The 15,658-nt window shown below is 45.3% G+C and carries 11 protein-coding genes; all 11 read right to left on the bottom strand.

The genetic code is table 11. From position 1 onward, the window contains the following. Positions 1-342: 342 nt before the first annotated feature. The 11 genes from M0413_RS07135 to csm6 all read right to left on the bottom strand — a co-directional run bounded on the left by M0413_RS07135 (position 343) and on the right by csm6 (position 15,217). Complete coding sequence (locus M0413_RS07135; protein WP_249553617.1) at positions 343-627, bottom strand: ParE family toxin-like protein; 285 nt, start codon at positions 625-627, stop codon at positions 343-345. 8 nt (positions 628-635) lie between these two features. Next, the gene (locus M0413_RS07130; RefSeq protein ID WP_249553615.1) at positions 636-1,505 is read right to left on the bottom strand and encodes a viperin family antiviral radical SAM protein; all 870 of its coding nucleotides are present in this window, start codon (positions 1,503-1,505) and stop codon (positions 636-638) included. Positions 1,506-1,570: 65 nt separating this feature from the next. Further along, positions 1,571-2,272, bottom strand: a complete 702-nt coding sequence (locus M0413_RS07125) for a hypothetical protein (protein ID WP_249553613.1) — start codon at positions 2,270-2,272, stop codon at positions 1,571-1,573. Next, complete coding sequence (locus tag M0413_RS07120; protein ID WP_249553611.1) at positions 2,263-2,616, bottom strand: hypothetical protein; 354 nt, start codon at positions 2,614-2,616, stop codon at positions 2,263-2,265. Before M0413_RS07120 ends, M0413_RS07125 begins: the two co-directional genes overlap by 10 nt. Further along, positions 2,613-3,194: a hypothetical protein gene (locus M0413_RS07115; RefSeq protein ID WP_249553609.1), complete on the bottom strand. Its 582-nt coding sequence runs from the start codon at positions 3,192-3,194 to the stop codon at positions 2,613-2,615. Before M0413_RS07115 ends, M0413_RS07120 begins: the two co-directional genes overlap by 4 nt. 134 nt (positions 3,195-3,328) lie before the next feature. Next, the gene (locus M0413_RS07110) at positions 3,329-4,651 is read right to left on the bottom strand and encodes an McrC family protein (RefSeq protein WP_249553607.1); all 1,323 of its coding nucleotides are present in this window, start codon (positions 4,649-4,651) and stop codon (positions 3,329-3,331) included. A gap of 3 nt (positions 4,652-4,654) precedes the next feature. Continuing rightward, on the bottom strand, positions 4,655-7,384 hold the full coding sequence (locus M0413_RS07105) for a DUF8426 domain-containing protein (protein ID WP_249553605.1): 2,730 nt from the start codon (positions 7,382-7,384) through the stop codon (positions 4,655-4,657). A gap of 59 nt (positions 7,385-7,443) precedes the next feature. Beyond that, entirely contained in the window at positions 7,444-8,790 is a 1,347-nt protein-coding gene (locus M0413_RS07100; protein ID WP_249553604.1) for a restriction endonuclease subunit S, read from the bottom strand. Continuing rightward, positions 8,790-10,415 (bottom strand): N-6 DNA methylase, encoded by a 1,626-nt coding sequence (locus tag M0413_RS07095; protein WP_249553603.1) that lies wholly within the window; start codon positions 10,413-10,415, stop codon positions 8,790-8,792. The genes M0413_RS07100 and M0413_RS07095 overlap by 1 nt, the downstream gene beginning before the upstream one ends. Before the next feature lie 123 nt (positions 10,416-10,538). Next, a complete protein-coding gene (gene hsdR / locus M0413_RS07090) occupies positions 10,539-14,075 on the bottom strand; it encodes a type I restriction-modification system endonuclease (RefSeq protein WP_249553602.1) in 3,537 nt (1,178 codons plus the stop codon). Next, positions 14,075-15,217 (bottom strand): CRISPR-associated ring nuclease Csm6, encoded by a 1,143-nt coding sequence (csm6, locus tag M0413_RS07085; protein WP_249553601.1) that lies wholly within the window; start codon positions 15,215-15,217, stop codon positions 14,075-14,077. The genes hsdR and csm6 overlap by 1 nt, the downstream gene beginning before the upstream one ends. Positions 15,218-15,658 lie beyond the last annotated feature (441 nt).

Here is a 15,658-nt window from a genome sequence, read left to right as displayed (position 1 = left end):
CTGCTTGAGTAAAATCGCATAGTAAACAGAATTCTCGCCCAAAAAAAAGGATTACGTGTTCCCAAAAAGTTTGACCGGAATTTTATAATCCGTATTTGATATTTACCGTAAATAACCTACTTACACATACTCGCCTCACGTTTTTTGTCATCAATGCATGAGGTAAAAGATAGCCAAACAGGTTATGTCTGTGGTGATGATAAGCTTATAAAAATGCATAAGAGCCTTATTAACAAAGGCTCTCTATGAAAATGCCATAATATACCAACAACATTTAAGATAATGTTTTGCGCCTTTGGCTCGCAATGGTTTTCAGCTCATCTGTGTTCCTCTTTAGGCTAGTTAATGATTATTCACCCAATGATCAAACTCATTGTGAGTCATGCAATAGTAAGGGCCTGTATGGCCGCATTTCCGCCGTACCAATAACCGATATTGTCGGTTTATTCGATAACTCAGCCAATTTTTGTTTCTCTGGATCACTTTAGGGCGCATGCCAGTTAAAATGTCATTGAACAGTATTTTTGTGATCAGTTGCTCTGCTCTATTGATGATTCGATAAGGCACTTTTGGCATGATGATTTCGATTTCAACACCCTCTTTCACTCTCACTTTTTGATGAATCATAGCGCCACCTATACATAACGCTGGGCGAATTTTGTGGCATCAAATCCCGTTTCCGCTAACGCCACATCAATTGGAGTGGTCAGCAACGGCCGACTTTTAAAATACCCCTGCGCGTTATTTCCATTTTGGAAAAATGCACCATCAGGACTGAGCATCAGATAAGAATTGGTCATGGAGTCGTTATTCTCGACCGACATAAAATGAGATACAGACTGGTGACGTTCAACAAAGGCATCAAACTGCGCATCACCAATAGTTTGAATTGAATCAAATACAGGTAACACGCGGAGCACTTTCCACTTATTCGGTCGAATATCCATCATTAACGCGGTGAAATCTTCTTCGGAATTAAATTGATTCACTACCGTGTTTATCTTTAACTCTGTGGTTAGAGAATGGTGTTTAACGTGTTGGAAAATAGTTTGCAAACGCTCTGGCGACAGCACGTTACCAGCCGCAGTAATTCGGCCAACTTTTTGCTGATTGTCAAAATGGCAGGAATCATAACTAATGCCCAATAACTGCAATTTATGGCTGTGCTCAGCAATAAATTGGTCACTAATCAAATGTCCATTAGTAATGATCGAGGTTTTAAAACCCAGTTCGATAGCGTAATCAAGCGCATCAATAAACCGCTGCTTAAGGAGCAAAGGTTCGCCCCCTGCAAAATTGAGCCGCACACTCTGATATTGAAGCTGCTGTTGGATAGGATTGGGCGAAAGAAAGTACTGCGCGAGCTTGCTGAGTACCCTCTTCATTTCATCTATATTTCGATGAAGTTCATTTGGCTTTGCCCATTTGGCATAACAGTAATGGCAATCGTAATTGCACTTTTCAGTGATGTGATAATTGATAACTAACTGGTTTACTTGGTTCATAACACAACTCCTTATTGATTGACAGGAGTAGTGTTGATTTGTGCACTGCACAAAAAAGCGTTTTTTTAATCAGGTAACCAATTTAAAAACGCGTTAAATTTTTGAGCCTCGAAATACTCTTTTCGAATCGTCTGCGCCAGCTCAGCAAGAGCCGTATCGCCTTGTAAAATTGCAACGTCGAGCTGCTCAACCAACTGAATAGCCGCCTGCAAATCTTGCTCGAACCAGTAGAGCAGTATGTTATCTTTATGGGAGAGCGACAGTCGTTGTGACCTAAGCAGTTGATAAAGCAGTCCGGTATTTTTCATTGCCATATCCATTTGCGGTAAGCGCTGAGCTGCAAATGGGCATGTTAAGCGAAACTTCCGAAGATTGAACGAATCATCACGCATTTGGCTGAGAAATTGCTGCGCCACCTCAGATAAATGGATAACCGCCATTACGCCCTGCGCTTTAAGTAATATTTCTTCGCATAAAATTGCGCCCTCAAAACGCTTCGAAAATGATTCAAAAATAGCTTTGACGTACTGGGTATCATCAAAAAAGCCATCGATTACTAACGCATTAAATAAGCAGTCAACTGCTTGGGGTTTTAACCATTTTTTAGCGCGCTTATCTGAACTCTTATCGTGAAATCCTTCTTCGACGATAGCGGATGAGGGAATGACCCCGTTACGCAGATAACTATTGGCCTTAGAACGCAGTGATTCACTCCCCTCAATGCCAAACAAATCTTGTACCGCTTGATTGGTATTTACTAGCGACATAAGGCACGCTCCAGCAAGCTCGTCTCAGTATAAACGTGGTCTAGATTGGAAGCGGCAATCACTTCAGCGGCACGATAAACTAGTTGAGAATGGGAGTAAGTGCATGTGTTGTTGGCATGCATAATCGCACCGAGGCAATACCCAGCGCGAAAACTCTCTTCTTTTGAGGTAGTAAAATATGCACCAAAGCGAGGTTCGTCGCGCTTTTTGTATAGTTCGATATATTCCTGACACGCGGCAATTAAAAACTCAGCACTGCCAGGTTTGGCATCGGAATGCACCAGCGCGAGAGTTGGTTTAGTAAATAACAGCAGAAAAATTGCAAAGTAATAAATAGGTTTCATTTTGCCGCCCCCATATTGACCACGGGTTCTTTAGTGGTCTGGGGTTGTCGCACCATCATACCTACGCAGTAATCACTATAGCTAAGGGTAAGCATCGCCAAAATATAATAGGTCACGTCTAACATCGGTATTTTATCTAACTCCTCCAAGCCGATATCTAATTTCGTTGCGACTAACAAACTCCCGCCCAAAAAAACCAAGCCTAAATGCGCTTGGTGCACAAATGGAGTAATGATTTTTCGCACAAATGGCGCGTCAATGTGTAGGCAGTGTTTGATGTATTGATAGACAAATGAGAATAAAAATACCAAAAACAGGGTTTCGATGAGATCTAACTCCGATAGCGAAAAGGAGTATTCAAATATAAAAAATGCCAGCAACCAAAAAAGAGCTATGCCCAGCAAAAACATGGTCAATAACCACAACCACTTCACCAAGAATGTCACTCCGCGTCCAATCTGCACAAGGAGACTAACTTGTTGCTGCGGGATCTGGCTTTGCTTTCCTGTGTGATTTTTCCAAGCACTGTCATTTTGATCTGCGCCACTACGTTGTGAAGCTGAGTCGGTTTGCTGCATAGGTTTTTCAACGTCCTTATTTTTATTGTTCTAACTTAAGTAATATCCAACATTTATGGTTTTTGGCGCATTTGATTGGAGCTATGCGTTGCATAGCTCCCACTTTTAAATCAACAGTTTTGGTAAGCCCCATCTCAGCCGAAAGAAAAACTGCCATCCTCGGGAAGAATTATATAGCTCTTACTCTTATCGATTTTAAAAGGTAGTACCCATAACCTTAATGATTCAGAAAACGCAAAATGCCCTTCCAATGGTTTTTGAAAACTCCCTGTCTGTGGGTAAATCAATATCAGCGTTCCCTTAGCCTCCAAGTACTTTTGTCCATAAGCAAACATCTGGTAAAAATCCGCTTGGGATAAATCAAACTTGTCGGTACTTTCTGGATTGATGCGTTTCCACTTGGTATCAAGCACACAAACTTGCTCGCCGTCCTTTTCAATCATCAAGTCAGGCTTTAGGGTAAACAACTCTCGCTGTTTATCTGCTCCTAAGTGATGAGTGACAAGCTTTTCTGTTTTAGCCTGAGTACGGAGCGAATACGCGGTGGGAAGTTGGCTTCTCAGCGTTTTCGCGACAAAGGACTCAAACACCGACTCCATCGGAAATAGCAATGAAGGCGCCCCTGCATCCCCTTGCATGCTAATCGGTGAAGCTTCCCCCAGAATCAGTTTCGCCCAACTCAATGCGGGTTGGTAATGCTGCATCCCACGGTCGAGCTGTACACTCCCAAAATCCTGTTTAGTATTCAAGCTTTTGGGCACGGTATCAAATGCAAATAACAGTTCTCGCAACAACTTCTGATTGCTGTGGTTCCTGCAATATCCTTGCACCTTGAGCATGGCAGTTTTCAACAGTCGGTTAACCGGCCTGTTTTCAACATACTCATCAAACTCGCAGTAAAATCGGTGCTTCGCCACCGTGTTGTAGCGAAGCTGCCCCACCATGCTCAGCTTGCCTTTTTTAACCAAAAGATTGTCTATCTGACGCACATAATCACGCTTCAGCCCCCGTTTAACGATGTGGTTCACACAATCCAAAAACTGCGAGATAAACACTTCAAGAAGCGGCATTTTCAGGGTGTTGAGTGCAGCGTTATCCAACTGAATGTGGCGAAACTCACCTAAGGCTTGCAACATGATGAGCAGTGTCGCACGCGCTTGCTCATAAGTTGTTTCACCCGAGTCAGAATCCAAGCCCGTTTTCGGTAACACCTCAATATGATGACCTGAAGGCACAAAAATGACTCCGACATAATTTTGTACCTGAAGCAGCCTGCAACCCCGCTTGAAGCAGGGCTTCATAAGCTGGTTGAAACCGGAGTTATCCTCAGTCAAACACCGCTTCTCTAAATAGCAGAAATCGGCATTGGGGATCACTGTGTACCCCTCAACATCTGTGCCATCGCTGTCAGAGCAGAGGTAGCCGAACTCAAACACAGTAGGTGGTATCACGGACATGGATTACACACCCTCAGTGCTTGTTTCACCTTGAGCTATCACAGCATCATTGTCCTTCGTCGAATGTGCATACATGCGACGATACACCTCAGCATTTTGCCATACGGGTTTATCAAACATCTTCAGTTTGTAACGTGTTAGCGCCTCACCGTAGGGACTCAGGTCATGCTTTTTGCCAAACAGAGCATCAAGGTCATTGTTTTTAAGCTCTTTTGCTTCAATCAACTGTAGATGAGCTTCACGCTGATTATCCCCCAGTACCAAACGGATCTTTTGCCAGTCTTCAAAAAAATACTCTTGCAGCAGCGGGACGACCTTGTTTTGGAACACACTCACCAGCTTGGCAAAAGCTTCCTCTTCCTTTCCTTCGGCTTTTAAGTTTCTCACTGGAATAAAAAACGCATGCCCAAGGGTATGCTCACGGTCGTACAAAATCTCAATGCGCTCGTTCAGTGTTGTCAGCAAGCGCTCAAGGTCGATGCCTTTTACCACAGCCCCATGGAGCAGACTTGGGTTTGGCATCATCTCGATAAAGTCAAAGCGACGGCGCAATGCGGTATCCATCATCGCCAGTGAACGGTCGGCAGTATTCATGGTGCCGATGATGTATAGGTTATCAGGTACTGAAAAAGGTTTGTTGGAATACGGCAAGGTCAGCGAAATCGCTTCCTCGGCGCCGCCACGCTTGGAATCTTCAATTAGTGTAATAAGCTCGCCAAAAATTTTGGAGATGTTACCTCGGTTGATTTCATCAATAACCAAAACGAAGTTTTGCTTCTGCGCCGTCACTGATGCCGCCGGCGTTTCCCCAACCTGAACATGGTGAGACTGCAAGTGACTCAATACATCCCCTACGGAGAGACGGGAAAGCGGATAACAGGTTGGCAAACTGAATTGTTTGTTATCGTTAAGAGATTTGAAATCAACTGAAAAGCCTTTGGCTAACCATTTGATAGGAAGTTGATGACAATAGTCGTCTCGCGTTGGCAGCCCTTCTTCAGCGTATCGATACTCCCCTGTTACAACGCCAACGGCCTCCACTGACGTTTTGCTGTCAATGCACAAAACCAAGTCACCAATAGCCATTTCGTGGCAGAAATACATCAGTGAATTCTGGTTATTGGTGCACTGACTTTTGAAGTATTCATTACGCGCATCTTTTGAGAGATCGCCTGTGTCACCCCAACCGATCGCCCCCAGGTTATTCTCAAGGCAATAGGTCTTGGTCGCATTCTGATGAGCACCCTCGATAGAAAGCTTCCAAACTCTGCCATTCGTTTCTATGGCAGGATCAGCATGCATTTCAGACACAGCCGCATCATCACATATTTTCTTAAAAACGCCGTCTTTAATGCGATAGGCTACCTGCTTGTCTTCCGTCGTTTCAGCAATTAAACCTTCAACGAAGTCTTCGTAGCCAAAGCTCTGATGGAACGTCACAAATCGAATGCGCTTGGCATCCACCAACGCATCGTACTTGGCTTTTAGCTCCTGTCTATTTTCCCAACCAAATGTTGGCTCAGCCGCTTTTACCGCGGCTTCGACAGTGTGATAGGTTTTACCCGTTCCCGGAGGTCCGTATAAAATTTGGTTTACGGCATACGGCATCAGACTCTCCTTATCCATATTTTCATTGTCAGCGCCCTTTACTGGGGTCGCTGAAGGCTCACAGCGCTGGGTTAACACCTTTTGCCGCTCATTAATTCGCCAAATGATGATATTAACTTTAAGCGGATCTGCATCGGCTGGCAGGTACGGTGCAATTGCCGACTTTAGTGATGAGCTTAATTCAAACCAATCTTTGTTCTTGGTGACAATTTCCATACCAAACACTTGATTAAAAAATGTCACCAAATTAAGCATGGCCTTCTTATCAACCGGGAAGGTTAACTCTTCAGAATTGTATGAAACCGCAATTCGGTTTAAGACAGCGTTGTAATTTTTTGAGAGCAACTGATCATCTTTCGCCTGTTGCATCAATTTAAGGGATTGATTGTAATTCGTTAAATCACTGTGCTGCTTCATCAGGCGAGTCATTTTTTTCAATACCGGCTTTGCCGACTGAAAATCACTCTTGGACGTAATCCCATTTTTAATGGAGGCGACCCCGTTTCCCGTACTGAGCCAATGCGCCTCTAACTGGTCTTCGGATAGCTCATCGACACTGCAAATTTGCTCAGTAAATGCGTGATATCTTTTGTACCAATTTTGATTGGCTGAATATGGGGTAAAGGTCCGTAAATACGCTTTGATTATACCGCCTAGTGTCATTTCTGCTTCAGCCAGGTAGTACAGCGTCAAATCCAGGCGGCACAGATACTCAATCAATTTGCTGCGCTGGCTGAACTGGCAGATACGATAAGCCGCACGTTTTGAGCCGGCCTCAACCTCGTCGACCCGTGAAAAAACCTGCTCATCATCATCCAAAGTGAACTCGATAAAATCAGGCTCTACATCCTCTTTGACCCTGAATCTTTGCGAGAGATACTTATTCACCTCTTGGCGACGAACATTGGCACTCACCGGATAGCGCTCGCCAACCCGCTCCTGAAGCATCTCGCGGCTAATAAACGCAAGCTGATTGCCAGTTTGCCCAATTTCAGCCTCATAGGTTAACTCAGCCAATGCTTTGAATACCGCAATACAGTTGAGCTTGGTTTGATCTACCGGGTACTGGCTTAATGTCTTTTTTACGTATTCTTTATATGACTCAAACTGCTGACTTAAATCCATTTTCAAATCACCTGAAAAAGCACGCCTCGTGGCGTGCTTATATGCTGTTACCTTAATAGCTAGGATGTCGCTTTGACCTTGCGCCCAGCCTTTTTCACGGTTTTGGCTAACACTTCAGCCTCCGTGCGCGCTTGAGCAATGCGCTCAAGCAGCTTATCGGCGGGCTCGTCGTTTGGGTCTTGCGCCACCAGCTCACCGCGGAAGGCTTTGGCCAAAATGCTTTGGGTGAGGTTATCCACCCGCGCTTGGGCTTTTTTCACTTGCGCTTCGATGGTGTCGGCGAAAACGAAATAGTGATCGACAAGGCGGACGATTTCTTTTTGTTCTTCAAAAGTAGCTTTTGGAAAAGGTAATGTTTTAATTCTCATAAGAGCAAGTTTGCCCTGAGCGCCAGATTTAATTTCTAATTTAATAAGACGTTGTATGAACTGACTTCTCAAAAGTAGACCTACAAACGGTCCAAAAACATCATTATGAAGTTCGCAAATCTTCGCTGCATTCTCAGTTAAATTAGCACCATTATGAGTAGCCGGAATTATCCCAGCATCACCAATTGAAGCACCAACGATCGTAATATAAGCATCACCTTCCAAAACAGTGTATCTCGAAATTTGCGCCTGAACATGTGGCTCCAAATACATCTGAATATTGCGGGCTTCTGAGCCTTGAATAACTGTTCCTTCTTTCAACTGACCGGCTCTTATATATGGATGCCCAGTATCGTTTGTTACTAACTCTTCTCCTTTTGGAAGACGTTTCCCTCCTTTCACTCTACCGATATCATCGATAGTTTTAATGTTCCAAGATGATGGAAATTCAGCTTGAATTTCCTCATGAAAGATATAGTCACTTTCCCCACGCCACTCCTCCGTCAACTTGCCTGACACCGCGGCGGCGAGGACGGATTGACGAAAGCGTTTAAGGATCGCGGGAATGCGATCAAGCTGCGCTTTAATGATATCGACTTGCGCCAATACTTCATCCAGCTTAGCCACAATGCGTTTTTGTTCTGCGTCAGGAGGTAGCAGTATATTTTGGGCATATGCATCCTCTCTGTTCAAACCTGGAATAGCCGTTGAACGATTCAACTTAGTTAGTGGAAGATTTTTGAGCTGGTAGTACCAATACTTCATTGTTCCAGTTGGAAATGAATCTATGTAATAAGTAGTATCTATCGGGGAGAAGTCTTGAACAGATAAATGAACTTCTCCAAAAGAACCTTTTCGTCCAACTATTAATCCACCACCAAGCACAAGTGGCTCATGATGCAAGCCAACTACGCCGTTAGAACCATAAACTGGGAACCCACTATCACTACGTTGTTTTGCAGGTAATGACTTTCCATATTTTAATTCAATAACATCACCTAATTTTATACCTACCCACCCCTTCGGCAATTCACTCATTAGTTTGCCTCCGCAGGCGCCGCGCCTAGGACCTCGTCCCTAGAACCTAGGACCTTTTCTTGCAGCCCAAACGCTTCGGCCACCAACAACTTCTGCCCTTCTGCCACATCCTCTGCGCCGAGGGCTTGCATCAGTTGGTAAATTTCTGCCATGGCTTCGGTGAGTTCGGCCATCGCTTCTCCGGCCAGCACTTCTGGCTCGGGCAGGTTTTCGGCGTTGGTGGCTTCAAGATCTTTCAGCCAGCTAATATCTAGGCTGTCGCCTTTTTGCTCGCGAATATACTCACGGCTAAATTTGCGCCAGCGGGCGTTGTCGATGGTGTGTTCTAGCGAATCGGTACCTTCGGCATACATCGCGCCGAGCGTATCGTACACGCCTTCTTCTCGCACAGATTGGCCGTTTTTATCTGGGCCATAGGCGGCAATAAACGTGGCAAAATGGGCCTCGGTGAGTGGGCGGCGCTTACCAAAGGTGTTCATATTGGTGCGCAGATCAAATACCCAGGTTTCTTTGGTGCAGCCTTTATCTTGGTATTTATTTTCTGGCGTGCCTTTTTGAAAGAAGAGCACGTTGGTCTTCACCCCTGCGGCGTAGAAAATCCCCGTCGGCAAGCGCAAAATGGTGTGCAGGTTGCATTTATCCATTAAATCGCGGCGAATGTCGCTGCCTTTGCCACCTTCAAACAACACGTTATCGGGGATCACCACGGCGGCGCGGCCGCCCGGCTCCAGCGCATCGTAAATATGCTGCATAAAACACAGCTGCTTGTTGCCGGTTGGGTGCACAAAGGTGCGGGTAATGTTGGTGCTGGCCGCGCTGCCAAAGGGCGGATTGGTTAAAATCACATCGGCTTTGGGCAGGTTTTCACCGGCGCTGCCAAGGGTGTTGCCAAGGCGAATAGCCCCTTCGTTGACATCGCCTTCAATATCGTGCAGCAAACAGTTCATCAGCGCTAAACGGCGGGTTTCGGGCACCAACTCTAGGCCAACAAAGGCTTTTTTCATTTGAAAATCTTGGTCATCATCGTCCAAGTCATCCAAATCGTTGGTGTGAGCTTTGATGTATTTATCCGCCTCAATCAAAAAGCCAGCCGTACCGGCGGCGGGGTCTTGAATGATTTCCCGTGGCTTGGGCTGTATCACTTTGACTATGGTGCTGATCAGTGGCCTTGGGGTGAAGTACTGCCCTGCGCCGGATTTGGTTTCGTTGGCGTTTTTTTGCAATAAGCCTTCGTACATGTCGCCAAAATCATCGCGGCTTTTGCCTTGGCCGCCATCAAACCACTCTAGGCTATCCATGTTGCTGACCAGTTCAGTGAGCTGTGCGGGTTGAGTAATGGTGGTGTTGACGTTTTGGAAGATGGCCCGCACGATGGCGTGATCGTCTGCGCCGAGCTGCACCAACATATTACGGTAAAACTGGTGCTGATCTTGACCGATGCGCGATTTCAGATCCGCCCAGCGAAATCCTACTGGCAGTAAATCTTGCTCTTGGCCGGTTTCTTGGCACATTTTTAAAAACAGTAAAGACGCCAGCTCGTTGACATAGTTTTGGTAAGACACGCCACCATCACGCAGGTTGTCACACAGTTTCCACAGTTTGGCGACTAAATCGTTGTTATTCATATAAATCTCTTTTCAGCTCCCCATGCGGGGATAAGTTAGGCGGGATTGTCACCCCGCCGCTCACGGGCTTTACAGGCTCATTTACAGGCAAAGGGCCGTGATGTTGCACAGGATTGTAGGCAACTAGGCCCGTTCGTCCCACATATATTCATTAAATTCGGCGAGTATGGTGTCTAATTGGTCATCAAAGACCGTCATCAGCTTGGGTTTGCCACCTTTGCGCTTGTAGTTACCGGTTTTGAAGGTGTCCTCATCTAGAACGACTTTTTCTTTAATAGACCCGGCGAGGCGATCTAACCAGCTTAACTGCTCTGCATTCCAATCCTTACTGCGCTTGATGCGTGTCAGTGCTAAATCGACCCGTTGTTCAAACGGCATGAGTGCATCGCCAATGGAAGCGCGGCGAATATGACCAATTAACTTAGCGGCAATATCCTGATTTTTAGCGACTTTCCAAGCGCTTCGTAGGGTTGAGTCGTTGTAGTTTTGCGCATCAAACCATTCTTGCAGCGCGATCAATCCTTTACGGGTCAAGTCCCGTGGGCGGTTGACAATAATATCGAGTGCTTCCTGTTGGTTTGCAGAACGATCAACTAAGCGATCGAAGGCATCTAGAAACTCTTCGGCGCTGTCGTGATCGCCCCATACTTGGCTGACATCGGTGATCTCATCATGGATATCGGTGAAAATCGGCATGTCTCGCAGGGCATTAATTTCAGTTTTAAGGTGCTCTAAACGCCCGACCAACGTGGTGACGTTATTGAAGATCTCCGCTGACCATCGCGGCCCTTTTTGTTTAAGCGTTTTACCAAGGCTTGAAAAATCGCAACCAGCAGCATCGAGACACAGTTCATCTAAGCGCTTGATATGCGACTCGACTTCTTTGGATTTATTACGATTAAATTGGGCGTGGCTGATGATGCGTTGCAGTTTAGCCACCAGCTGCTCATGACTATGATCGGCAAAGCTTCGGCCATCGGCCTCAATCACTTTGTAGGTTTGTGAGTCGGTGATTTCGTTAACCAAGGTTTGTAGGTCAACCTGAGGACGCACCACCACAGGACGCATAGTATCCACACTTTCGAGCGTTGCGTAGAGATCGACCGCATCAAAAATCCGGAACGAGGTTTTACCCACCTGTGGGCATAACCGGGTCGCGCGGCCTTTCATTTGCTCATATAAGATGCGGCTACGCACTTTACGCATAAACACCAGATTACAAATACTCGGAATATCAATGCCCGTAGTGAGCAAATCGACGGTGACGACCATGTTGGGCAAACGCTCTTTGTTAAAGCGGGTGATCATGGATTGCACTTTTGTGCTGTCTTTATCCGCATCACCGGTGATTTTTATAATCGCGTCATGCTCCAACTGCGGGTATTTGGCTTTAAACGCGGCGCGCAGTTCATCAACGACCATATCGGCGTGGGCATTGTCTACACAAAATACTAAGGTTTTTTGCGCACTGCTGGGGTCGAGGTGATTAACCAACTCCTGACACACGACTTTATTGAAATTAGAGGCAATTAAGTTACGGTTGAAATCCGCGACTTCAAAACCCTGTTCGTCTTCTAAGGTGTCGTTTATCAATTCACCTTGGTTAGATAAGCGTTGCACTTGTGTGCCTTGAGACAGGTACACTCCTTCGCTACTGAGCTTGGTTTTAATTTTGATCGGCGGTTCTTGGTCGCATAAATAACCATCGATTACAGCTTTACGGTAGCTATAACGATAGACAGGCTGCTTTTGTGGCCCACCGAAAATATCCACTGTATGCAGTGCTGGGGTGGCGGTTAATGCGACTTTTACCGCATCGAAGTGGTCGATAATACGCCGATAGGCAGAGATATAATCTAAGGCATTGCGGAATTTCTCTTCACCTTCGGTTTGCTCTTTATCGAGAATGTAACCACGGTGCGCCTCATCCACTATGATGCAGTCATAGCGGCCTACAGGCATGACTTCATCACTTTGTAGGGTTCGCTTTACCAAAGATTGTACGGTTGCAACATGGATTTTGGTGCTATCTTCGGGAAATTTATCGGTTAAGCCTTTGATATTAAATATGGCATTAAAGGTGTCACCTTTAATATTGGTATCTTCAAACGCACCGAGCACCTGCGCGCCGAGTGATGTTCTATCAACTAGAAACAAAATGCGCCCAAAGCGCTGCGACTGGATAAGACGATACATAAGGGCGATAGCGGTACGGGTTTTACCTGTACCCGTTGCCATCGCGAGCAAAATATCCTGCTGTCCGTTGATAATGGCTTGCTCTACGGCGTTAACGGCTTCTTCTTGGTAATAGCGAAGGCCAAGGTCACTCATATCGGTGTTTTGAGCAAACCACTGGTTGAGATGTTGATTATCGCGCGCCAGCAGATCCAACAATTCTTCTGGCCTGTGCCACTCTGGTAATGCCTTGGGCATATTAGTGGGGCGACGTACATCGCGATACCAGATCCCACTTTTGGTTTTGATGGCCGAGCGATATTCACGGCCATTAGCAGAAAAACAAAAAGGCACATTAAAGGTGCGGCCATCGGTGTCTAACCAGCGAACCGCATAGCTTGATTTGGACTCTGCCACCTGTGCTAGCTGCTGAGTATCACCATTGGCGGCATCTTTAAGTAGCTCAAATAACAAGTGATTATCGAAACATTTACTGTATCGATAAGCTTCGCTGAGTTTGCCGCAAACGTCTACGTTGGCCTTTTTAGCCTCAATCACCCCGACGGGCATCAACCCAATAAATAGTATGTAATCGGCAAAACCGAGTTTTCCCGTTTCATCCTTCGCTGTCGGCCATTCTGCAATTGCTTGATTTCGTCCTACCTGAGGACGAGCCCCGTTAGAAAAGGTAAGATTTTTACTGTCGGCATCCCAACCCGCTTTGCGTAATTGGGCATCGATCAGGTAACGCGTTTCAGCTTCATTCAACTCAAGGCTGCGACTGGTTGCTTGCTCTGTAATTTGCTTATGGTAAGTACGGCGTTGTTGTTCCGTCTTTTTGGCAAGTTCGGCATCCTTTGCAGCAAGTTGCGCTTTGAGTGCTGTAATTCGCGCATCGGTTTGCGCTTGCGTTTCTTGCTGCTTACTTTCAAGAATCGCGATATAGCCGTTGAGTGCGACTAGGCGGGCCTTTTGGGCTTCGAGTTCAGCTTTAGATTGATGCTGTGCCTGATTGGCGGACTCCAACTGGCGTTTCATCTCTTCGACTTCAGTCAAATAACGGTTTTCGCATTTTGACGGAAGTACAAAGGGTTCGGGTTGGAAATCAATCTCTTTCGTCGAAATACGATAAAACCATACGCCAAGACGATACCCAAGACGTAAACACATTTCGGCATCATTTAGGTCGTTATGGTAGTGATGTACCGCTTTATTACCAATCTGTCTGAGTTTATGAAATACACTGAGAATACCACTATCCATAAAGGGTAAGCGCCCAATCTCACGCAGAAGATCGTTCTGATTATCAGGGATTTCCTGCATCCCTAATAATTTGGCGAGCATTTTTGCCGTCATCTCACCAAACTGACGCATTTTTACCAATGAGGTATTAGGATCATCCGGAAAATTATTTTCCGCAGCGCAAGCTACCGCATACAGAAAGTCGTTTAGCCCTTTTAGAAATTCAAAATTTGATTGTTTCATTATTGTTTTCCAATCAATAAAGCTGTGCCTTCAAGCTTGCTTTGGGTGCAAAGTGCTAGATGATATCTTTGGCCTTGGGCTTCTGATATTGACAGAACGGCAAGCTTATCGGCTGTTGCTGCGGGTAGGATTTTTTTAAGCTTGCGATTGATTTGGCTACAAACAGGTTGGAGAAAAGCTTTTTCCATACCTTTAAGATGAAATAGGTTTTGCTCTTTAAAATCTTCAGGTGTAATGCCAAAGCTCTCAAATACCCTTGGATCCTGTGACAACGTCGAGAACTGGGTTAAAAAAGACTGGCTATATTCAGGCTTATCTTCAAAGTAACGATCCACCAATAAACCAGACTCACCTTTTTGGTGTAACCAGAGATAGAAAGCAAGCTCCTTAGCGGTGAGCTTAACCTCTACCCCTAAGGTCTCAATCGTCTTTGCGATAAGATTCACTTTTACGTTTAAGGTTTGACTTTGCCCAGCGTTAAGCAGCGCCACTGTTTGACTAAATGACAGATTATCCATGGAGGAAAGCAAGCTAGGATCAATAGCACTACGCATACGCACAAAGGGAATTTCGGCTAATGTCACCTGCGCTTTACTGATGTCAACCTCACCAAGCCCATTCTTACCTGTTACCCACTTTTCTGATTTTGTCGGATACCAAAAATCGCGCACAAATTCATAATTATCATCCACAAACACGTGGCTTAAGGTGTCTTGCTCTCGCCCCAGCAGTGACATTGCATAGCCAGTATAAAAAGCCATCGTCTTACGACCGCCTGCAAGAGAGGTATGTATGGCAAGGTTGGGATCACTGGTTAACTTAAACAACGTCCTAGTGATAAAGTCAGCCATATCACTTTGATCTTCTACTGATTTAGCATCCTCTAGCGGATTTCCTGCATCATCTTCAATCAACCAAATATGGGATTCATCAAAAGCAAAATCCGGCATTAGGTATTCATTTTTTAATGCCTGTAGATGACCGTCACGGAACAAACCATTTATTAGCATGGTTTTGGCTGAAAGGGTTGTAATGACAAAGACTTCGTCAGGAAATGCCTTACCGCTTTGATGAAGCGCATATAGGGTTTCAGTGAGAACCTGCGGACTGGCACCAATTGTCGCTAATAGAATGTTTTTCATCACTTTCCATGTTAGAAATTCTTGGCTCAGTAGTTTACTTAGGTCTGATTAAAGAGGCTATCCCTAACCTCACAAATTTTGATGCAGGCGAATGAATATTTAATACCCATCGTTTTAAACATCAATGCATTCAGCGTGAGTAGAACGCGCTTTAGACAAGGCGAAGGTTCGAAGGCAGAGTAGTGCTCTGCCTAAGCCTTATATAAAGCGCGTTGCAAAGCAGTGAACATCAGCCGCTCTTCGGCATCCCACTTCTGCGTTACATTGACTTAAAAGGGAATAATCATTTCTGTATCAGTGCGCGTAGGATTGAGATACCTATGAAGCTCTGAACTAATTAGAGGTTTAATGTGTTTGGCATTAAAAGTGAGTCGAGGTCATTAAAGGGTCACATTTGGGTCACGGTCACGAATATAGAAATGGAAAAGTGAGCGTCGAAGA

This window comes from Shewanella sp. 8A, from assembly GCF_023475945.1.
Taxonomy (GTDB): Bacteria; Pseudomonadota; Gammaproteobacteria; order Enterobacterales; family Shewanellaceae; genus Shewanella; species Shewanella xiamenensis.
The sequence above is the reverse complement of the archived record's forward strand: the minus strand, read 5'-3'. Positions and strand labels throughout refer to the sequence as shown.